27 protein-coding genes and 1 riboswitch are annotated in these 18,504 nt (G+C 36.7%); of the genes, 16 read left to right on the top strand and 11 right to left on the bottom strand.

Annotated features, from left to right (window positions below; translation table 11 throughout):
- Positions 1–4 precede the first annotated feature (4 nt).
- The 6 genes from IE339_RS11135 to IE339_RS11115 all read left to right on the top strand — a co-directional run bounded on the left by IE339_RS11135 (position 5) and on the right by IE339_RS11115 (position 2,637).
- On the top strand, positions 5–286 hold the full coding sequence (locus IE339_RS11135; RefSeq protein WP_242175968.1) for a hypothetical protein: 282 nt from the start codon (positions 5–7) through the stop codon (positions 284–286).
- A 66-nt stretch (positions 287–352) separates the two neighbouring features.
- A complete protein-coding gene (locus IE339_RS11130) occupies positions 353–922 on the top strand; it encodes a DUF4256 domain-containing protein (RefSeq protein WP_242175967.1) in 570 nt (189 codons plus the stop codon).
- 22 nt (positions 923–944) lie between these two features.
- The gene (locus tag IE339_RS24680) at positions 945–1,067 is read left to right on the top strand and encodes a hypothetical protein (RefSeq protein WP_277933961.1); all 123 of its coding nucleotides are present in this window, start codon (positions 945–947) and stop codon (positions 1,065–1,067) included.
- Positions 1,068–1,129: 62 nt separating this feature from the next.
- On the top strand, positions 1,130–1,462 hold the full coding sequence (locus tag IE339_RS11125; protein ID WP_242175966.1) for a DUF6054 family protein: 333 nt from the start codon (positions 1,130–1,132) through the stop codon (positions 1,460–1,462).
- A gap of 139 nt (positions 1,463–1,601) precedes the next feature.
- Positions 1,602–2,135 carry a DUF3267 domain-containing protein gene (locus tag IE339_RS11120; RefSeq protein ID WP_242175964.1) on the top strand — a complete coding sequence of 178 codons (534 nt, stop codon included), beginning with the start codon at positions 1,602–1,604 and terminating at the stop codon, positions 2,133–2,135.
- Between the two features lie 10 nt (positions 2,136–2,145).
- Positions 2,146–2,637, top strand: a complete 492-nt coding sequence (locus IE339_RS11115; protein WP_242175963.1) for a YhfM domain-containing protein — start codon at positions 2,146–2,148, stop codon at positions 2,635–2,637.
- Positions 2,638–2,704: 67 nt separating this feature from the next.
- Here IE339_RS11115 and IE339_RS11110 read toward each other — a convergent pair whose 3' ends face one another.
- From IE339_RS11110 to IE339_RS11100, 3 genes are all read right to left on the bottom strand, one after another.
- The gene (locus IE339_RS11110) at positions 2,705–3,034 is read right to left on the bottom strand and encodes a hypothetical protein (protein ID WP_242175962.1); all 330 of its coding nucleotides are present in this window, start codon (positions 3,032–3,034) and stop codon (positions 2,705–2,707) included.
- Between the two features lie 30 nt (positions 3,035–3,064).
- A complete protein-coding gene (locus IE339_RS11105) occupies positions 3,065–3,358 on the bottom strand; it encodes a hypothetical protein (protein WP_242175961.1) in 294 nt (97 codons plus the stop codon).
- 292 nt (positions 3,359–3,650) lie between these two features.
- Positions 3,651–4,778, bottom strand: a complete 1,128-nt coding sequence (locus IE339_RS11100; RefSeq protein ID WP_242175960.1) for a 5-methyltetrahydropteroyltriglutamate--homocysteine S-methyltransferase — start codon at positions 4,776–4,778, stop codon at positions 3,651–3,653.
- 80 nt (positions 4,779–4,858) lie between these two features.
- Positions 4,859–4,959: riboswitch (SAM riboswitch) on the bottom strand.
- Positions 4,960–5,151: 192 nt separating this feature from the next.
- Between IE339_RS11100 and IE339_RS11095 the strand changes: the two genes are divergently transcribed.
- Entirely contained in the window at positions 5,152–5,928 is a 777-nt protein-coding gene (locus IE339_RS11095) for a serine hydrolase (protein ID WP_242175959.1), read from the top strand.
- 453 nt (positions 5,929–6,381) lie between these two features.
- Here the strand turns inward: IE339_RS11095 and IE339_RS11090 are convergent, their stop codons facing one another.
- Positions 6,382–6,810, bottom strand: coding sequence for a hypothetical protein (locus IE339_RS11090; protein ID WP_242175958.1), 429 nt, complete (start codon positions 6,808–6,810; stop codon positions 6,382–6,384).
- A gap of 529 nt (positions 6,811–7,339) precedes the next feature.
- Between IE339_RS11090 and IE339_RS11085 the strand changes: the two genes are divergently transcribed.
- Positions 7,340–7,804, top strand: coding sequence for a hypothetical protein (locus IE339_RS11085; RefSeq protein ID WP_242175957.1), 465 nt, complete (start codon positions 7,340–7,342; stop codon positions 7,802–7,804).
- Between the two features lie 23 nt (positions 7,805–7,827).
- On the top strand, positions 7,828–8,277 hold the full coding sequence (locus tag IE339_RS11080) for a hypothetical protein (RefSeq protein ID WP_242175956.1): 450 nt from the start codon (positions 7,828–7,830) through the stop codon (positions 8,275–8,277).
- 127 nt (positions 8,278–8,404) lie between these two features.
- Here IE339_RS11080 and IE339_RS11075 read toward each other — a convergent pair whose 3' ends face one another.
- On the bottom strand, positions 8,405–8,725 hold the full coding sequence (locus IE339_RS11075; RefSeq protein WP_242175954.1) for a hypothetical protein: 321 nt from the start codon (positions 8,723–8,725) through the stop codon (positions 8,405–8,407).
- 304 nt (positions 8,726–9,029) lie between these two features.
- On the opposite strand from IE339_RS11075, the gene IE339_RS11070 reads away from it, so the two are divergent.
- Entirely contained in the window at positions 9,030–9,458 is a 429-nt protein-coding gene (locus IE339_RS11070) for an SMI1/KNR4 family protein (protein WP_242175953.1), read from the top strand.
- A 235-nt stretch (positions 9,459–9,693) separates the two neighbouring features.
- Here the strand turns inward: IE339_RS11070 and IE339_RS11065 are convergent, their stop codons facing one another.
- Positions 9,694–9,885: a hypothetical protein gene (locus IE339_RS11065; RefSeq protein ID WP_242175952.1), complete on the bottom strand. Its 192-nt coding sequence runs from the start codon at positions 9,883–9,885 to the stop codon at positions 9,694–9,696.
- Positions 9,886–10,042: 157 nt separating this feature from the next.
- Between IE339_RS11065 and IE339_RS11060 the strand changes: the two genes are divergently transcribed.
- From IE339_RS11060 to IE339_RS11045, 4 genes are all read left to right on the top strand, one after another.
- The gene (locus IE339_RS11060) at positions 10,043–10,219 is read left to right on the top strand and encodes a hypothetical protein (RefSeq protein ID WP_242175951.1); all 177 of its coding nucleotides are present in this window, start codon (positions 10,043–10,045) and stop codon (positions 10,217–10,219) included.
- 407 nt (positions 10,220–10,626) lie between these two features.
- Positions 10,627–11,364, top strand: a complete 738-nt coding sequence (locus IE339_RS11055; protein WP_242175950.1) for an IclR family transcriptional regulator — start codon at positions 10,627–10,629, stop codon at positions 11,362–11,364.
- 28 nt (positions 11,365–11,392) lie between these two features.
- Complete coding sequence (locus IE339_RS11050) at positions 11,393–12,580, top strand: MFS transporter (protein ID WP_242175949.1); 1,188 nt, start codon at positions 11,393–11,395, stop codon at positions 12,578–12,580.
- Between the two features lie 14 nt (positions 12,581–12,594).
- The gene (locus IE339_RS11045) at positions 12,595–13,053 is read left to right on the top strand and encodes a heme-degrading domain-containing protein (RefSeq protein ID WP_242175948.1); all 459 of its coding nucleotides are present in this window, start codon (positions 12,595–12,597) and stop codon (positions 13,051–13,053) included.
- Between the two features lie 63 nt (positions 13,054–13,116).
- Here IE339_RS11045 and IE339_RS11040 read toward each other — a convergent pair whose 3' ends face one another.
- Together IE339_RS11040 and IE339_RS11035 are read right to left on the bottom strand one after the other, a co-directional pair.
- Entirely contained in the window at positions 13,117–13,572 is a 456-nt protein-coding gene (locus IE339_RS11040; protein ID WP_242176168.1) for a VOC family protein, read from the bottom strand.
- Positions 13,573–13,943: 371 nt separating this feature from the next.
- Entirely contained in the window at positions 13,944–14,558 is a 615-nt protein-coding gene (locus IE339_RS11035; RefSeq protein ID WP_242175947.1) for a DUF3291 domain-containing protein, read from the bottom strand.
- 149 nt (positions 14,559–14,707) lie between these two features.
- Here IE339_RS11035 and IE339_RS11030 point away from each other — a divergent pair, with 149 nt between their 5' ends.
- On the top strand, positions 14,708–15,115 hold the full coding sequence (locus IE339_RS11030) for a hypothetical protein (protein ID WP_242175946.1): 408 nt from the start codon (positions 14,708–14,710) through the stop codon (positions 15,113–15,115).
- A gap of 119 nt (positions 15,116–15,234) precedes the next feature.
- Here the strand turns inward: IE339_RS11030 and IE339_RS11025 are convergent, their stop codons facing one another.
- The 3 genes from IE339_RS11025 to IE339_RS11015 all read right to left on the bottom strand — a co-directional run bounded on the left by IE339_RS11025 (position 15,235) and on the right by IE339_RS11015 (position 17,597).
- Positions 15,235–16,011, bottom strand: a complete 777-nt coding sequence (locus tag IE339_RS11025) for an alpha/beta hydrolase (RefSeq protein WP_242175945.1) — start codon at positions 16,009–16,011, stop codon at positions 15,235–15,237.
- Positions 16,012–16,167: 156 nt separating this feature from the next.
- Positions 16,168–16,809, bottom strand: coding sequence for a hydrolase (locus IE339_RS11020; RefSeq protein WP_242175944.1), 642 nt, complete (start codon positions 16,807–16,809; stop codon positions 16,168–16,170).
- Positions 16,810–17,129: 320 nt separating this feature from the next.
- Positions 17,130–17,597, bottom strand: a complete 468-nt coding sequence (locus tag IE339_RS11015; protein ID WP_242175943.1) for a DUF3291 domain-containing protein — start codon at positions 17,595–17,597, stop codon at positions 17,130–17,132.
- Between the two features lie 325 nt (positions 17,598–17,922).
- On the opposite strand from IE339_RS11015, the gene IE339_RS11010 reads away from it, so the two are divergent.
- Positions 17,923–18,438 (top strand): ferritin, encoded by a 516-nt coding sequence (locus IE339_RS11010; protein WP_242176167.1) that lies wholly within the window; start codon positions 17,923–17,925, stop codon positions 18,436–18,438.
- Positions 18,439–18,504 lie beyond the last annotated feature (66 nt).

Below are 18,504 nucleotides of genomic sequence, written 5' to 3'. Positions count from 1 at the left end.
ACCTATGTCAAAGCTCTATATGCATCAAATCGCTGTTTTTACCTTAACACTCATTGTAAAAGTTCTGTTTGAAGCACTTAACAAATCCTTTTTTCATCTAGCACCACAGCCAACGCTCATTTTGTCTTACGGAATTTATGTGTTCTCTTTTTTATGCCTTGTTTATTTGTATAAAAAATACAGCCATTTTTCGTTTCAAAAGAAAGTCACGTCCTCTATTTATTCGTTCGTTTTATCCGTTTTCGTAATCTCACTGGCGTTATCATTTCTTCGTGCGGTAGCCTAGACCAGTAGGTTACTAATATCGTATTATTTTAATCATTTTGTTGCAGATCAGAAAGGAGGCTCTAACATGTCTACACTTTTAGAAGAGCAACGTGAATTTTCACAGCAGAAAAAAGCGGAGCTGCTAGGCGTGCTTCAGGAGCGATTTGAGAAAAATAGCTCTCGACATCTAGAAATACATTGGGTAAATGTAAAAGAAAAGCTAGAAGCACAGCCTCACAAACTATGGTCGTTATATCTTATGGAGACAACAGGCGGTGAGCCTGACGTCATAGGCTATGAAAAAGGCTGCTTTCAATTTTATGACTGTGCACCAGAAAGCCCAAAAGGTCGTAGAAGCGTGTGCTATGATCGCGAAGCGCTAGAATCTAGAAAGAAGAATAAGCCAGAGAACAATGCGATTGATATGGCGACTTCAATGGGAATTCAGATTTTAACAGAAGCTCAATATCGAAGCTTACAAAGGCTTGTCGAAGTGGATAAAAAAACGTCCAGCTGGATTCAAACACCAGACGATATTCGGGAGAAGGGTGGAGCGCTTTTTTGCGACTACCGCTTCGGCCATGTGTTCACGTACCATAACGGTGCGGATTCTTACTATAGCTCCAGAGGATTTCGCGGTGTACTGAACGTCTAATAAAAAAGGGGAGGTAACTAGCATGTCTGTATGGGTAGGAATTTGGATCGCCATGTTTGTCGCAATCTTTGGAGGGACGTATTCTGGGTATAGGCTAAACAAAAAGAGACGCGAAGAAGAAAATAAGAGAGATGGATCCGTTTAACAAACGGCCAAAGAGATAAAAACTTACATATGAAGGAACGCAAGGGAGGATAAGAGGTTATCATGGCAAAGTATGAAAAAACCATCATTGGTCAATTTGACGAGGTTGTAGAACGACTAGATCAAGATATTAGTAACAGTGGAATTAGCATGAAATTAGTTGATGAAACCAACTATACGCTTGGAGATGCGAAAGTGGCCGTTCGCGTGTATGATAAATATTTTATGCGAAATGGAAACCGAGCAAGTCTCAGTTTAACCGTAGTTGGACACGAGCAAACGGTTTTTGTTTCCGCGATTGGTGCTGGTGGAGGCCAAGGAATTTTCCTGAACTTTAGTTTAGGTGCCGAAGACGATATGGTACGAATTGTACAAAATAGTTTAGAAGGAAGTTAATGAATACATAGTATCACTATTAGAAAAGAACCGACACAGCAAATGATCTACGGTGCCGGTTCTTTTTTTCTGAATTTTATGCTAAAATCAGCTTATATTTTACTTAATTTTACATTTTTTTAAAAAGGAGTTATCGTTTATGGTGGTTTGGTTTAAACATCTACCAGAGGTGAAACGCGATTTATCGCAGTGGACACCGTTTATTCAGCAGGATTGGTACCGCACACACTATATGAAATTTGTTTACGGGCTACAACTTATACTTTTTGCCATTCCTTTTCTGTTTGAAACAAGCTTTTCTCATTTGGGGATTCAGTATTTAATCCTACTATGGATCGCTGTGTTCATTATTCATGAAAGCCTACATATTTTAGTCGTCAAAAAAGACGGTGATATAAGCCTAACCTTTAGCGGCATCTTTTTTTGGCTAACGACAAATGCCGTTCTTTCCAAAAGGAAATACTGGGTTTTTATGAGCCTTCCGTTTATTGTATTAACCGTTATTCCAGGAGTCGCTTCATTCTATGTATCTGGTGATATAAAAGCCGTTTTCTTATTTATTTGTTGGATCAACGCGGTGATTTCAGGGTCGGATATCTATAATTCAGTCTTAATTTTGATGAAGCCAAAAAGAGCGGTTTTTTGTAATGGATATTATCAAATCAATAGGTAGAAGGTGAACAATGTTGAAAAAGCCGTTTGTTGCTACGTTATCTTGCTTGCTCTTGCTAGTGTTATCGCTTCTTCTTGGATGTGAATCAAAAGAGACGGTTCCTCTAGAAAAGGCTTCTTTAAATAAACCGTCACCACCATCTCACGAGACCACCCAAACGGAAGAGAATAAACCGCTGTTTCTTAATGAACCGGTTGAGCGTGTAGTTCTTACGAAAACAACTGGATCATACAAGTATCCAGTAAAAAGTGAATCTTCAATCGCTATTATTCAAAAAGCATTTTTAAGTGCTGAAAGAGTAGAGGGAGTGGTAGATGTGGCAGATCCAGATCTCTTTTTAGAAATTGAATACAAGAGTAAAAAAACACAGTCCTTCTCATTATGGATGCACAAAGAAAATCATAGCGCTACCATCATGAATAACGAAGATACACAAACGGTTTATCATGTTTCAAAAAAACAGGCGGACCCATTTATGTTATTGATTGAGGAAAGACTGTGAAGGAGGGTCACGATGTTTGATATGTTTTTATACAACACAAGGAGAGGTTTGATAACCTCTCCTTGTTCTATGCCTTATTCTTCTCCCGCAGCACTGCCTGTTCTTCAAGTAATTTCATAAATCTCTTTTGGGCCTTCTCACTCTTTATTAATAGACGAACGCGCACAAAGCTTTGAAGATACTTTCGAACTCTTCGATTAATAAAAAAAGACTGGTGATGTCGTTCATCTTCGTATACGTTTTTAAACCAAGAAAGCTCCTTTAGCTTTTCAATGTGCCGGTCAATTTTTTTCGTGTTTAGCCCTTCGTCAAAAGGAAGTGAGCCAGTCAGAATGCTAAGTAGGATAAGTAAGCCATAAATGAGTACAGACAACAGGACTTTAAGTACTTTTCTCATTTTTTACTCCCATCTTTTTATCCTTAGTAGCTAAACCAGTAGTTGTCTTGTCATGAAGCCGAATACAACAGTTGCCGCAAGAAACGCGACGATGGTAAGAACAATCTTTGTTCGAAACCGAATGTGATTAGAGTGAGGTGCTTTCTTTTCTCGATCCATGTATACAAATCGAGCCAGCACGGCAGCTACAGCCACCATTACCAAATTTAAAAAAATGGACTTCGGATGAAAAGAATATCGAACGGTTTCATCAAAGTAATAGTGAAGCGCAACTAAAATGCCTGATAGAAGCATCTGAGAAATAAAAAAGCGAATATAGCGCATGAAAGAAATGCTCCTCTGGTTGAATTTTTGTATGTCATAGGATGATAAAGATAAATGATAGCTCAGTTTTCCACTAACTAGAATACCAAACATTATTATACAGTAAGTGATCACGAGTGTAATAGAATCTTTTTTATGTTTGGACTGTTTTGAAGGAGAGGGGGGCATAGTAGATTTTAGGAGTAGGCATACTTAAACGTTTACTTTAAACGAGAATGTTTAATTTAGAAAGGCAGTTACATCTTACAAACCCCACCACAACTCGTTTAGAAGTGGTGGGGTGCATAAGAAATTATTGTTTTCCCCAAACGTCTTCAGCAATGGCAATGACGTGCTTAATCTTTTTCCACTGCTCGTCTTCCGTTAATTCATTTCCTTCTTCTGTGCTAGCAAACCCGCACTGAGGGCTTAACGATAAGTTTTCTAATGGGATATACTGACTAGCCTCTCGAATACGTTTCTTAATTGAATCAGCTTCTTCTAATGTTGGAAACTTAGACGTAATTAAACCTAATACGACCGTCTGATCATTGCGTTTAAAGCTTTTTAAAGGCTTAAAATTACCTGAGCGATTATCGTCATACTCAAGGAAAAGACCATCTACATGGAGCTGAGCGAAAATCGCATCGGATATTTGGTCATATCCACCGCTCGTGATGTAAGTAGAGCGGAAGTTTCCGCGACAAATATGCATCGTAATTAGTAGATCACTTGGTTTATTTGCGATAGCGTCGTTTAGACAATTAACTCTAGACTGAATGATATTCTCTACGTTATCGTTTAGCTTTTCTTCAGCAGCTTTTATGCGCTCGTCAGATACAAAGTCAATCCAGGATGTATCATCTAGTTGAAGATATCGGCAGCCTGCGTCATAAAAAGCTTGAATCGCTTTTTGATAAGCCGCAACCGTATCATCATAAAACTGTTTGCGATTTCCGTTATAATACTCATCCTCTTGAATTCTCGTAAACAGCATGTTGGGACTCGGAATCGAGAATTTAGCAACCTGACTACCATCGCCGTAACGTTCAACGGCTTCTTTTAGAAAAGTGAAGTGCTGAATCATTTCATGCTCATTAAAATCAATTTTCCCTACGACTTTAATAGCATTGTTTTTCGTTTTAGCGCCTTTAAACTGACTAATGTACTCTGTTTCAAACAGTTCCACGCCTTCTAATCCTGCTAGAAAGTCTAAATGCCACCAAGAACGGCGAAATTCCCCGTCTGTAATGGACTGAAGGCCAACGTCAATTTGCTTTTGAACGAGTTGGGTGATTTCCTGATCCTCGATGGCCTTTAGCGCTTCTTTATTAATTGTGCCATTTGCATAAGCTTTTCGTGCTTCTTTTAAGGGAACCGTTCGTAAAAAACTACCAACGTGATCCGCTTTAAATGGGGATTTAATCGCTACTTGTGTCATAAATACATATCCTTCTTTCTCTTATAAAGTAAAAACCCTCTTCTCAATAAATAAGAAGAGGGCATTGAATATCGTTTCTCTTCTTATCTTCAAGCAAATTGCTACTGGAATTGGCACAGTACTATGATAGTCCGCTGCCGAGGCTTCGTAGGGCCAGTCCCTCCACCTCTCGAGATAAGAATATTAAGTTTTAATAAATAAATTGAATTAGGGACTAGGTTACACTTGTTTGAGCGGTTTGTCAACCAAAGTCTGAAAAATGGAATTATTCATCCACTCTAGTTGCTACTTTTTTATGAGAAAAGGAGGAGATCGTGTAATGAAAATCTAAACAAGAAGAATACATACATAAAATGTGAAAGTGGTGACCAAATTGCAAAACGTTCTTAACGTACTACGTAACCTTCCAGAGGGTGAGTATGGTTTGCTTGTGTTCTCTCAATTAAAGCAAGAAATGATTCAATCGATTAATCCTGACTTAGAAATTCCCCTTGCTTCTGCTGCAAAGCTTGCGATTGCTTTTTGTGTAGTGAAGTTTATTGAAGAAGGGCGATACACATGGAATGAAAAAGTTTCACCAATGCGGTTTGACCCTAGAGAAGATAGTCAGGAGCTATATCCTCATTTTCAGCAACGAAGCTCTCTATTGCTAAGAGAGGCAGTAGAAATGATGATTGCCTGTCATGATCGTTTCGTCGCACAATGTGTCGTAAATGTAGTTGGTGGATGGGAAGTGGTGAACGCGACGCTGCAAAAATATTACCCCACGATTCATGTTAACGATGACCCTAGAGATGGTCAAAATAAAGGACAGCTAAGCGAAGTATTTGAACTCTTTCAAACGATTATGAGAGGGTATACAGAAACCCCTGAGTTGTGGGTACCCATTATAAACGGTCTCGTCAGACAGCAAGACAAAATAGAGGCCTTACCTGCGCATATCATTAATCAAATGACAGGGGGATTAAACCACGCGGTTATTAATATTGGCGTGATTGGTGAGTTTTCAAAGCACCCATTTTTATTTGCATTAGGAGCTAGGAATCTACCGAATCGCGCTACAAATACAGATGCAGATGAGAGCATCCAAGAAGCGCTTCAATTGCTTTATGATGCCTACGCCAGTCAAGAAACTCTTCTTATAAACTAAGAAAAAGCGGTCAGTGGAGACAACTCTGCGACCGCTTTTTTAGTGAATTTATCAGTAGTTTTTTTAAAGATTCTTATTAGATCAACAGGGCTCAAACTAAAACAGTTAAGCCCAACGGGAACATACTAAATAAGAAGTACAGCGAAATCCATTCAAAATAAAAGGCAAAAAACCGTTATGTATGCCGGATTTTTACTGTGTGGCTTTGGATATAGTGTTTTAGCATTCTCCACAAACATCTTTCTTTTAGTAGGAGCCGTTCTCATCCTTTCCATTGGAGAATTCGTGTATGTTCCTACAAGTCAGGCTCTTTTAGCGACGTTAGTATATGACGCAAGAAGAGGGGCATAAATGGTTTTTAACTGATTTGTGATGCAAGGTGGGAGAGATTAGCTCTATACACATATAAAACAAATAATATTATATAACAATGAAAAAATAGTAGCGATACTATTAAGAATTATGCTCAATCGTTTCTTCTACGTAAGTAAGAAAATTACTGTATGGGGAGTTCCCTTTCAAAAATTGCGATACCACATTTAAAGGTAATATTACTATCTCTCTCTTTTTAGAATAAAGAACACTCTGTGTTTTGGTATTATTATCCTCTTCGTCAAAATTGGGAGTATAATTGTGTACAGAATCTAACTCATACCAGTAAAAGTCTTGCTTAATATTTTTTTTGATAACCTCACCAATATATGCACCTATACGAATCGCTAAAATATCAAAATACTTATTTAAAAGTTCATTACCAAACTCCGTATTCATTAATCTTTTTGTATACATATCAATATAAAGAACGCTTTCAATAGTAAAGTCTAAATTTATTTTAGTAAGGTTCTCTTTATCCCAGGAATTATCTGAAACATCCTGATACATTAATTTTGCAATGCCTTTTAAATCGTCTTTTTAAAATTTTGCTTTATTTAAGAAACCAACCATATGATGGCATTTCTCCTTTATCAATTGTCTACGAATACAGCTTCGCTAATTATATCTCTTATTTCACTAACCTGCTTCGTTAGTTGAATATAGTTAAGTATGCCCTATTGAAAACTCTCAAAGTGTTTCGTTACCCCTTTTTTTATTATTTTTAGCCATATACTGTTCAACTCTTATCAGTAGGATTACAAGCTTTTCTTTAGATAGGTTCATATACTTCCTTCGTGCATTGGAAAGGTTACGTTTTTATCAGTTTTAAAAGTTGAAATATTTTGCAAATTTTATCAGAATAATCCCTTGTAGTAAACATCTTTTTGTTGTGGTAGTAAATGAAGTCATATAGAGGTCTAACTAAAACACAAAAGTACAGTATTAAACATTTTATTAACTATGATAGACTGAGGCTATCAAAATTTCCTATATGAGTATTGGTCATAATAATTATGTGTGAGAAAAGAGGTGTATTATGAAAGAGTACGATAAAATGCTAATGGCGATTAAGGATGCCGACTTTAATTGTTATGCGAACAAGGGAGATTGGCTTTATATAGCTAATAGCAAAGACACAAAAAAGGGACTTTTTAGGTTGCCACATTATATCTATTATTTTGTATCTCTATACAACGAGCGGATGCCTTCTGAAATTGGAGTAGTAAAGAAGATTAATGGTTCTATTGCAGCAATCGAATTAGCGAAACTCGATTATAAAAGCAGAAACAAAGATACAAATCTTTTAACTGATGAAATAGTAAAGCAATATGAATGGTTTTTAGAAAAGGTGAACGCCCAACCTGAACATACACCAATGGCAGTAACTTGGTTGAAGAGGACATTCCCTAAAAAAGAGAAGGAATTGAGAGTACATAAAAAGTTTTTTACGGGACTATCTAAAGAAGAGAAAAAGGAATTGTTTGAAAACTCATTCGTATGACTATTTATTAGGAGGATTACTGATTGAAAGAAGATATTATACATGTACACTATGACATAGGCGGAAGCATTATGGTTATACCAACTAAAATGGTTTATAAGCAGCTAGAAGAAGAGATTCACAGTGTTCAGTTTCAACTACATATAAATCACCAATTTATTCAATCTGAGTCATGTGATTCAATTGAATATGCAGTGAAATACCTACAGAAAGAACTGCCAACCAATGTGAAAGTTGTGTGCTGTCAGTCTTGCCGGCACGGTAATTTTAATCCATTTGGGGATGTAGAAAATGAGATCTTTCGCTTAAAAGATAAGACTCTTGTAGATAAAAACGATGTGGTTGATATTTTCTCTAAACAAGATCCATCTTTTGCTGTAAGAAGTCGAAAGCTTCTTGATTTTTGTAAAGATTATAAGCCGATAGATGAAAACAAAACATACACCTACAATGATTGGGGATTAGAAGAGTGATCTTCAACAACTAACACTCTATCTAATATTAGAGTGTTAGTTGTTTCTTAATAATAATCATTAGATAACATGTGCAACAAAAAAAACGGCAGCGTATTTAAGTGCTACTGCCGTTTTAGTATGCCATTTAATTATTGCTTTCGACTTTACCAGACCCAATCATACCGACTTTAAAGTTGTTTCTATAATTAACGAAGACACCGAATTGGTTTTTCTTTTTCCCTTTTTCATGCCCGTGAACAACGACCGTTGAGGTAGCCGTTGTATCTAAAAATTCATATTCATCTACCACAAAATCAATTTTCTTTTTCTTTTTTAAATAGTCTACGGCAGCGCTTTTTGCTTTTTCTTCCACCATATGCTGATCTAATCCGTCTATTTTCTTTTGACAACCTGTTACCATCATTATTGTGAGTAGCAGAAGGGTTATCCATCGTTTTTTTATCATATTCAGCACCTTCATGTTATGGTAAATTTTGTGTAACACTATTAGTATAGCTTTATACTAAAAGGGTATTCAACTGCGTTCATCATAAATGAGCAAAGAGAACTAGAAAAGAGTGACCTCTTTTTACAGTAACGTTCTCCATTCTTTATGATAGATGAATGTGCAGTAGCAGGAGAGACAGTTCTTTAACCGAAGCTTTTTAAAGTCAATTCGTTCTTATTTAAGATAAACCACTATACCAAAGATGTTCTTACAACCATCTTTAGTAGCCATTCTAATAAACAACATAAAAGGTTTGATTCCTATGGAAGATATCAAAGATTTATTGAACAACATGAAACCAGGAATAGGAGAAGCGGCTATAAAGGAAGCGGAAAAACAATTAGGTGTCACTTTTCCAAAACAGTACAAAGAACTTTTTAAAGTCGTCAATAATCCTGAAATAGGTGATTGGGTACTTTACCCTATCAAAGATCCTACAAATCTCAAGAAAACGTGGGATGATATCGTAAGGCAAAATGGAGAAGTTAGAGTAGATTACATGTCGAAAGATCTTATTGCAATCGGTGATGATGGATCAGGAGATTGTTTGTGCATGAAAGTTTGCGATGGACGAATGGGGGATGAAATTTATATTTGGTATCACGAAGATGGAGAAATAGAAGAATATGCACCTAATTTGCGGGAATTTATTGTCATGATATCAGAAGAAGATGACTGGGATGATGAGTAAAGTGAAGGAAGCGTTCCACTATACTAGTTACCCCAAAGAACCGCTTTTTCTTAACATAGATTATGTCAAAACATTTATAAAAAGCGGATGTTGAAAAATTATATAGATTAATATCTAAATGGTGTGATTGTAGTGGATAGAAATTTATTGACCTTGGAAAAAGCAGACGTACTCGCATGTGCGTCTGCTTTTTATTTATCAATTGCTTCAATTTGGGATCTACGTATATTTTGAATTAATGTGTTGGCCTTCCGAACTTCTTTTTAAACATGAACAAAAGCGATAATTGAATGACCAAGAAGATTAATAGTTGTCCAATTACACTTTCGCTTATAAAAGTATGAATACCGTTTGCACGAAGAACCGAGCGAACGGCAACAGAAAGAGTTAAAGAAAGAAGTGTGAAAAGAAATGCAATTTTGTTCATAAAATGTTACTCCCTTTTTTATTTTGTTTTGAATAGATTGATTCAGTTTGCCTATGTAACCACTAAACAATTCAAATCAATGAAGATTATACCATTCTTTTTCAAATAAGTTAGAGAAGTTTATAGGAGAAAGTAAAAGTACTTAAATGACATTAAAATGAAGCCAATTAAAAAAGCAGCCGTAAAAGGATACAATTATCGTCTGAAACTAAGCGATGGAAATAAAAAAGTGACGATCATTACCGTATTCGGAAAGATCCTTAAAATTGATGAAAAATACTATAAAACAGATAAAGAAATAAAAACAGACATTTTTATCAAGCTGTTTAATTGATGTTTTTATACGTGGTTCCACTGTCTAATTCGGCATAAATAGTTTATACAAATAACACGTTCTATATTGAATATAGAACGTGTTATTTATGTTTATTAATTAGTTGAAGTAGTGAGTCTAGGTAACTGCGCGCTACTATGTCCAAACAAGGAATGAAAGGACAGAATATACTCAAAATAATACATATGGAATTTAATCTTGCAAGTCGGAGGTTGACGACGAAGAAAGCATAAACTCCTTTTCATATTTATGAATGTGAGAGACGTTTAGCGTATAAGATTTTTTCTATTGGCTGTTGATTTATACCCTTAAAAAGTTTCGATAATAGAAATTTTTTATCAATAGTTGATCTTACGTATCCAGGACATTACTATAAGCAACGTAAGATCTTACGAAAGAAGGGATGTATGTTGAAGCAATATGAAGTAGCTACTTTAAAAAAAGGGCTCATTATTTTAGATGGTTTACAAAATCAAGATATGACATTGCAGGACGTTATTCAAACATTTTCTTTTAATAAATCAACCGCTTTTCGACTTCTTTATACGCTCGAGATGATGGGATATATTAAGAAAGTTAATCATTATTACAGCCTTACTAATAAGATGGCTTCTTTGTCCACTTCTTATAGTATAAAAACAAACTGGTTATCCGTACCTCCTTTACAACAGCTGAGTCAGGAGGTAGGAGAAACATCTTACGTTGGAATTTTATATGGAACAAATGTCGTAACGGCTCAAGTGATAGACGGACCTCATTCTGTACGCGCCCACTCGGAGGTCGGGGATCAAGCGCCGGTTCACCTTAGCGCTCTAGGAAAAGTGATCCTTGCTTTTTTAGATGAGAAGAAGCTAGAAGGTGTTTTAAAGGATTTAGAGCTTATTCAACAGACTAAAAATAGCTTTGTGGACTTGCATTTATTAAAAGAACACTTGAAGGTTATTCGCATGCAAGGCTATGCGATTGATGATGAAGAAACAGAAGTAGGGTTACGCTGTATTGCAGCGCCTATTCTAACAGATGAGGGGGTAATAGCCGCTATTGCCATCTCAGGTCCGACAGCACGTTTACCTAAAAAGATGGATAAGTCCTTGAGTAAAAAAATAATTCAGTGCAGCTCTTACGTGTCGAACATGCTGTCATAGAAGTATCAAGATTGAGGAGGGGTAAAAAATGAAAGAAATGACAACTAAAGTCTATATCGCTTTATTTGCTTTAGCGGTCAGCGCATTTGCTATTGGAACAACAGAGTTTGTCATCGTAGGATTGCTTCAGACAGTTGCCGATGATTTATCTATATCGGTTACGAAAGCGGGAACGTTAATCTCGGGATATGCCATTGCTATTGCGGTCGGAACGCCCATTGTCACAGCTCTTACAGGGCGTATTCCTAAAAAAGGATTTTTACTCATTTTAATGAGTGTCTTCATTATAGGAAATGTGCTATCCGCTTTGTCAGCCACTTACGAAGTGTTACTAGCTTCACGTGTGATTACGGCCATTGCTCATGGTGTATTTTTTGCCATTGCGGCTACAGTAGCGACGGATAGTGTGCCCGAAAATAAAAAGGCAAGTGCCATTTCCATCATGTTCACGGGATTAACCGTAGCGACCATTGCAGGAGTTCCGTTGGGAACGTACATTGGGCAGAGCTTAGGATGGCGTGCTACATTCGCCGTAGTGGCTGGTTTAGGATTTGTTGCGCTTATCGTCACGATGCTTGCAGTTGAAAAAGTGGAAAATCAATCAGCTCCGCCAACGTTAAAGAATGTAGGGGAGTTGATTAAAAATAAACGCATTCTACTTGCTTTATTAATGACAGCATTAGGTTTTGGAGGGACATTTTCTTTGTTCACCTATCTAGATCCGATTCTCCGTGAAGTAAGCGGCTATTCTTCCAAAACCATTACCTTATTGCTCTTAATATACGGAGTGGCTGTAGCAATCGGGAATATAGTAGGAGGAAAGATTGCAAATCAACATCCAGTACGTGCACTACGGGTTGTATTTGTACTCCAAGGGATCGTACTACTGCTTGAGATGATTTTATTACCAAGTAAAAAATTAAGTATAGTAGGAATTGTCTTAATGGGGCTATTCGCATTTATGATGTCACCTGGTGTTCAAGCCTATATTTTAACACTTGCTGAAAAGTTAGTACCATCAGCAAAGGATATCGCTTCTGCGTTAAATATATCTGCGTTTAATGTAGGAATTGCCTCTGGATCTGCACTAGGGGGACTAGCCGTTACTCATCTAACCTATCTAGATACAGCGTGGATTGGCGCTATCATGGCGGCATTTGCGTTCATTTTGGCCGTAGTTAATTATAAATTAGATAAAAAACAACATTTATTTTAAGGGAGATTATACGCATGAATTTGAATGAACTAGAACGTTTAGAAGAACAGTTACAGTTTGAAACATTTACGAATGATGATGCACTGGAGCTGGGTACGATTGTCGTCAATTACGCAAAGGAACAGGGGACATCAGTCGCTGTTCATATTGAGCGAAATCGTGTCCCTTTATTTACTCATCTGATGGAGGGGGCATCGGAGGAGAATGTATTTTGGCTCTACCGCAAAAAGCGCGTAGTGGATCACTATAACAAAAGCTCTCATTTTATTGCTGCTAGATTTGAAGGAGAAGGAACGACTCATGATGAAAGTTCTCTGCTTCCCTCTGCTGATTATCAAGCAGTAGGCGGGGCATTTCCTATTCGTGTAAAAGGAATTGGTGTGATTGGAACCCTTACAGTAGCAGGACTCACATCCCAAATGGATCACGATTATACAATTGAAGGAATTAGACGTTTTTTAAATAGAGGGTGATAAAAAATGATCATTGAACATGCGACATTAACGATTAAAGAGTTCAATAATTACACGTCATCTTCACTTATTTGCTTCGTCCCACGCACTCAAATACATTTTTTCTGTTAGCTGTTTAGGATTGGCCATTTTGCAGATAAATTCTAGGCTATTGTTGTCAGGATCATTGAAATGAATTTTAGCATGAGCATAATCGTTATGAGGTATGACAAAGGGTTCAACAGGTTCAAAACCAAATGCTTGTCTAGGCTCATATCCTTTACTTTTAATCCAGTTAACAGATTGTTTTAATCCCTCTATCGATACTTGAAACGCTATATGTTTGATGGAAGGGTGATAGTCAAGTGTTACCTGTTCTGCTTTCCACAACCCCAGCCAACTTTTATCTTTCACAATCCATAAAAAGGCGACTTTATCTTTAATCATATGGTCGAATTCAAGACCCAGATCACGATAAAAATCGATCGAACGTTTTAAGTCGCTTACTGGTAAGTGAGCTTCATACAACCCCTCTATAATCATGGGAAAACCTCCATTTTTCATATTCACCCCAAATAATACTGTAGATGAGTATACGAATTATCTCGTTATGTTTATTGGTTAAATAATTATAATTGGCGGTTTTAAATCTGCATGTTTCCTATAAAGAAACAGCGACTGTTTACGTCTCGAAAATAGGAAATCAGCTCATACTATTAATTATGTAAATAGTGAGTAAGTAAATGAACCATTGGATTTCCCCTTAGTATGAATATCAGTTCTTAATGATAATAACAACCTTGCCCTATCTACTTGTCCGAAGTAGCAAGCTAAATACAAGGGAGTCTATCATAGTCATTAATCAAATTAGGACATACTTCGCTCCTATTTAAGGCAGAAAACTACCTCTGTTACTTAAGTTCGAATCTCTCACCAAATTCATTAAATACGTGCTTAAAGTCAAATGCAAAAGGACTTGGTCCATTTTGAATATAGAAGTCGTATCTCTTGAAAGCTTCTTTCCATGAAACATCCGTTACCTTATCCGTCCACCATACCACATAGTTAGGTTGTCTCTCTTGAAGAGAGCCAAACCACTTGTTTCTGTTTTTTAAGGCTTGCATATGTTGACCTGAATAGGTGAAACGATATAAAGATTGAAGGTTCTTCCATACTGTTAATGTTAGAATAGGTTCTCCTTCTCCTTGAATGGTTTTCTCAGGAAAAAGTACTCGATTCGGTGAAAATTCTTTTATAAGATGTCCAGTCTTAGCAGCCTGTTTAATTACCTCCTGTCCCACTTCAAAAAACTCCCGAGAGGCAGGATGTTCATTTGGATTCTTTAACCTACCAACTGTATATATTGCAATAAAAGCCAAAAAAATTCCTCCATTTGCACTTTTGTCTACATAATATTCGGGGATGACTAAACGAATTCCTTGTGAAACTTTGTCACGTTTTATTTCAAATTTTCTTTTTATGAAGATTTGAAGGTAAATATATACCTTAGAAATGGGAGTATCCATACAAATAAATGCCTCCTTTCCTCAAAGAATGATCAAGATTCTTTTCTACTTGTTGAGTATGTGTATTATTTATCTTTGTAAAAAAGAGGGTTTATAAGTTAAAATTGGAATGGTTATCATCATGATTTAGTGAAGTAAGGAGAAGAAAGATGAACAAGAAACAAAAATTTGGGTGGATTACTTTTTATGTACTGCTTGTCGTTGTAATTAGCGTGTGGTGTTACAGAATTGACCTGTTTCCTATGAATTATGGGAATTCTAAATATAACGGTGACTTTCCAGTTCCTAATCATGCAGTGTGGGTAAAAGGAGAAAAGAAGAGTAACTTTGAAAAATATGAGTGGGGGCCAGACCTCATGGACAATTACGGATTGCCGAGTCGATACAAAATTGCCATTACTCGTGCTGGATGGAAAAAAATTAAATTAAAAGGTGATATTGAAGAAATACCTACCTACGAAAAAAACGGACACATTGTTTCTGTGGAAGGATTCACGGAAGGTAAACACAATTTTATTTATCTCGATGGGAATTTAGAAGAGAGCTTTCAGCAATAACATTCATTTCACAAAAACTTACTTTTAGTTTAACCGTAGTAACATGAACTTATAAAAAAAAAGTATGTTCGTTTTATAGAAAGAGGGAGGCGGAACTAGTTTGTTCCATCTCCCTCTTCTTATTTTTCATACAAGTAACGCAGAATAGCAGGAAAGCGCTCTCGCCATGCGATTTCATTATGAACCGCGTCTTCAATAATGTCAAAACGGTGCGGTACATCCGTACGATCTAGCAATTCTTTCACAGAACGATTTGAATGGAGGTACACATCAGAGCCGAAAGTAGCGGTTTGCTCGTTCGTTCCCACGTCAAAATAAAAGCGTTTTACATCAGATAGGTCACTTTCTTCTAAAAGCGTTTCAATCTCTTGCTGACATAACCAATACGCATTCGAAAGAGCAGCGACCCGAGTGAAAATGCTTGGGTATCGACACATCGCATAAGTCGAAATGACACCACCTGATGAACTTCCGGCCATTGCGGTATCGCTTTGAATGGTGCGATAAGTGCTGTCAATGTAGGGTTTTAATTCGTGAACGATAAAATCAAGGTAGGCGTCACCTTCTCCACCTACATCGATGGCTTCATCAATAGACAGCCCTTTATTAATATCTTTTCTAATGATCCAGGGCGTTAATTCATCCGAGCGCTTTGTTCCTTCTGGGTTACAATCAATACCAACTACAATTAGTTCCAGGCCACTTTTTTCTAAACAATCTTCCATACGCCAACTGGAACCAAAAAAGGATTGATCGTCATCATACAAGTTTTGAGCATCGTGCATATACAACACGGGATAGCTTTTGGTCGAATACTCGTAGTTATTTGGCACGTAAACTCGTATAGTTCGTTCGCGCTGTAATTTAGTCATATACTGAACAAATGTTTCAATCATGTGGTCTTACTCCGTTTCTAATGGAATTGTGAATCCAACCTCAGTTGTGTGAACACATAAATATAAGCGATGAATTTCCGATCGAAATATCTTCACACTTAAAGTTAATGGTCAATGTTGATTATGACGTCTCCTCAATGATCACTCGCTTTGTTTTTAGCATGAAGAGCTTATTTTCTCTGATTGTAATTTTATCCGAAGGGTTGCCACCTCAACAGATGTTTCTACATAACCTATAATTTGCTCAAAGGTAAATACCTGTAGTTCTTCAGTAAGTGAAGAAAGCGAATCGGTCATATCATTTACTACAAAGGGAATAAATTCTTTCACTCGTTCAAAAGGTACTTCGTCCAAATTTGGAATGACCTTATTCAGTTCAAAAAGAGATTGCAAATGATCACTCAGCTCATAATGATGGAGAAGTTTACTATTTAATAATTGAAAATCTCGATGATACATGGAATGAATTTGGTGCTCTGCTTGCATACGGTTTCTTAGCCATGGAAGATAAAAACCTCGTAGCCAAATGTCATCCGCAATTAAATGAGTATAGTAGCCTAATAGATAATCTTGATGCTGAGGCAGATAGAAATCATATTTTTTTAGAAATCCTTCATAATCAACACTTCTTGAAAAATCGGCTTCATTCCCAACAAAAAAGTGAGAGGCGGCTTTTAGTTCGGACTCAAACACCGCATCAGGAGCAATACTTCCTACCAAAAAAGAATAGTTATCTTCAATATGTAAATTTGCCATGACCTTGTAGCCGATAATGGCGTGCATAATTCGTGATCCCATAAAGATCCTCCTTCGTTATGTAATCGCTATCAATTAATTTCTCTATTATCATAGCAGATTGACTCAAGCTGTGACAGATACCACCATAAACAACCCTCAGAAGCATACTTTGGGAATTAGTATGCTAGAAAAGCGCTATTCATCCGTGATGTCGAAGATACGTAAATTCTTGAAAACGGAAAAGTCTCTCCTCGATCAAGAGGGAAGAGGAGAAACTAAGGATCATCAGAAGATCTTTTTTAACACGTTTTTTTGATGTTGCAACACTTATTAAACGAATAAGGACCTGCTTCCAATTCAAAGTGTGGAAATTATCCCTGTCATTTAAGTTCGGATCTCTCACCAAATTCATCAAATACGTGCTTGAAGTCAAATGCAAAAGGAGTTGGTCCATTTTGAATATAGAAATCATACCTCTTAAAAGCTTCTCTCCATGAAACATCTGTCACCTTATCGGTCCACCACACTACATAATTAGGCTGTCTTTCTTCAAGAGATCCAAACCACTTGTTTCTACTTCCAAGAGCTTTCATGTGTTGATCTGAATAGGTAAAACCATATAGGGATTGAATGCTTTTCCACACTGTTAGGGTGAGAATACGTTCTCCTTCTTCTTTAATAAATTTCTCAGGCAAACGTACTCGATTAGGCGAAAATTCTTTTAAAAGGTGGCCAGTTTTAATAGCCTGTTTAATTACCTCATGCCCCACTTCAAAAAACTCACGAGAGGCGGGATGTTCATTTGAATGCTTTAGTCTACCAACCGTATATATTGCAACAAATACCAAATTAGTCCCCCCATTTATTACATTTACCTTCGTACTATTCTAGAATGATTGGATTAATTCCTAGTTCAACTTTATTATTTTTGGTGATGATAAGTGAAACAAATAGATAGTTGCAGATATATTCATCATGTGACTAACACTTAACGTACTAGCTGTTTTATCTACAAGTGTAAAATTTTTATAACGTCATAAACAGCGCACTACAAATGTAAATCTAGATATTTATCTAGTACTTCCTCAACAGTTTATGAATGTCTAATAATACATTCGAATAATATGACAGTGAATTTAAATTGTAAAAGTATGGGGAGGGAAAGCCACAATGATTAACGAGCAAGTTCAAACATTAATCAATAATTTAATTCAAATTGAACACGTGTCATCAACCTTGTACCTAGCCATGTCAAACTACATGAATAAATTGAATTATAGAGGGATGGGTAACTGGCTACGACTTCAATCAGCAGAGGAAAGGACGCATATGTTAAAACTGATTGATTATTTAGTTGATCGCGGAGGCACCGTTGAATTAAGTGCTTTGCCAGCACAGCCAAGTGAGTATGGTACACCATTAGAAACATTTCAACGAGTATTAGAACATGAAAAATTTGTAACGAATTCTTATCGTAAAGCTTATGAGTATGTTAACCAGGTAAATGATCAGCAAACACTCATTATTATACAAGAATTTTTGAGAGAACAAGTTGACGAAGAAGCTCAGGCACAAACAATTGTTGATCGCCTGCGGCTCGCCCAAAACAATGCTGCGGCTATTTTTATTCTAGATCAGGAACTAGGTCAAAGAAAGCCAGCTGGAGCTGCCGGAGGGGCAGGAGCTTAGATAGGTTTTTAAAATTAAAAGCACAAACAACCCGCTGTCATCCATCAGTGGGTTGTTTGTGCTTTA

It is taken from the genome of Priestia koreensis, from assembly GCF_022646885.1.
GTDB lineage: Bacteria > Bacillota > Bacilli > Bacillales > Bacillaceae_H > Bacillus_AG > Bacillus_AG koreensis_A.
Note: the sequence above shows the minus strand (reverse complement) of the source record. Positions and strands in the feature narration are given on the sequence as shown.

Bases quoted from the DNA above. Each gene is read 5' to 3' on its own strand.
- IE339_RS11050 (WP_242175949.1), top strand. From the start codon at position 11,393: ATGAAAGAAATGACAACTAAAGTCTATATCGCTTTATTTGCTTTAGCG.
- IE339_RS11035 (WP_242175947.1), bottom strand. From the start codon at position 14,558: ATGGATACTCCCATTTCTAAGGTATATATTTACCTTCAAATCTTCATA.
- IE339_RS11020 (WP_242175944.1), bottom strand. From the start codon at position 16,809: ATGGGATCACGAATTATGCACGCCATTATCGGCTACAAGGTCATGGCA.
- IE339_RS11120 (WP_242175964.1), top strand. From the start codon at position 1,602: ATGGTGGTTTGGTTTAAACATCTACCAGAGGTGAAACGCGATTTATCG.
- IE339_RS11090 (WP_242175958.1), bottom strand. From the start codon at position 6,810: ATGTATCAGGATGTTTCAGATAATTCCTGGGATAAAGAGAACCTTACT.
- IE339_RS11065 (WP_242175952.1), bottom strand. From the start codon at position 9,885: ATGAACAAAATTGCATTTCTTTTCACACTTCTTTCTTTAACTCTTTCT.
- IE339_RS11100 (WP_242175960.1), bottom strand. From the start codon at position 4,778: ATGACACAAGTAGCGATTAAATCCCCATTTAAAGCGGATCACGTTGGT.
- IE339_RS11030 (WP_242175946.1), top strand. From the start codon at position 14,708: ATGAACAAGAAACAAAAATTTGGGTGGATTACTTTTTATGTACTGCTT.
- IE339_RS11055 (WP_242175950.1), top strand. From the start codon at position 10,627: ATGTTGAAGCAATATGAAGTAGCTACTTTAAAAAAAGGGCTCATTATT.
- IE339_RS11060 (WP_242175951.1), top strand. From the start codon at position 10,043: ATGAAGCCAATTAAAAAAGCAGCCGTAAAAGGATACAATTATCGTCTG.
- IE339_RS11135 (WP_242175968.1), top strand. From the start codon at position 5: ATGTCAAAGCTCTATATGCATCAAATCGCTGTTTTTACCTTAACACTC.
- IE339_RS11045 (WP_242175948.1), top strand. From the start codon at position 12,595: ATGAATTTGAATGAACTAGAACGTTTAGAAGAACAGTTACAGTTTGAA.
- IE339_RS11070 (WP_242175953.1), top strand. From the start codon at position 9,030: ATGGAAGATATCAAAGATTTATTGAACAACATGAAACCAGGAATAGGA.
- IE339_RS11075 (WP_242175954.1), bottom strand. From the start codon at position 8,725: ATGATAAAAAAACGATGGATAACCCTTCTGCTACTCACAATAATGATG.
- IE339_RS11105 (WP_242175961.1), bottom strand. From the start codon at position 3,358: ATGCGCTATATTCGCTTTTTTATTTCTCAGATGCTTCTATCAGGCATT.
- IE339_RS11125 (WP_242175966.1), top strand. From the start codon at position 1,130: ATGGCAAAGTATGAAAAAACCATCATTGGTCAATTTGACGAGGTTGTA.
- IE339_RS24680 (WP_277933961.1), top strand. From the start codon at position 945: ATGTCTGTATGGGTAGGAATTTGGATCGCCATGTTTGTCGCAATCTTT.
- IE339_RS11110 (WP_242175962.1), bottom strand. From the start codon at position 3,034: ATGAGAAAAGTACTTAAAGTCCTGTTGTCTGTACTCATTTATGGCTTA.
- IE339_RS11115 (WP_242175963.1), top strand. From the start codon at position 2,146: ATGTTGAAAAAGCCGTTTGTTGCTACGTTATCTTGCTTGCTCTTGCTA.
- IE339_RS11025 (WP_242175945.1), bottom strand. From the start codon at position 16,011: ATGATTGAAACATTTGTTCAGTATATGACTAAATTACAGCGCGAACGA.
- IE339_RS11130 (WP_242175967.1), top strand. From the start codon at position 353: ATGTCTACACTTTTAGAAGAGCAACGTGAATTTTCACAGCAGAAAAAA.
- IE339_RS11085 (WP_242175957.1), top strand. From the start codon at position 7,340: ATGAAAGAGTACGATAAAATGCTAATGGCGATTAAGGATGCCGACTTT.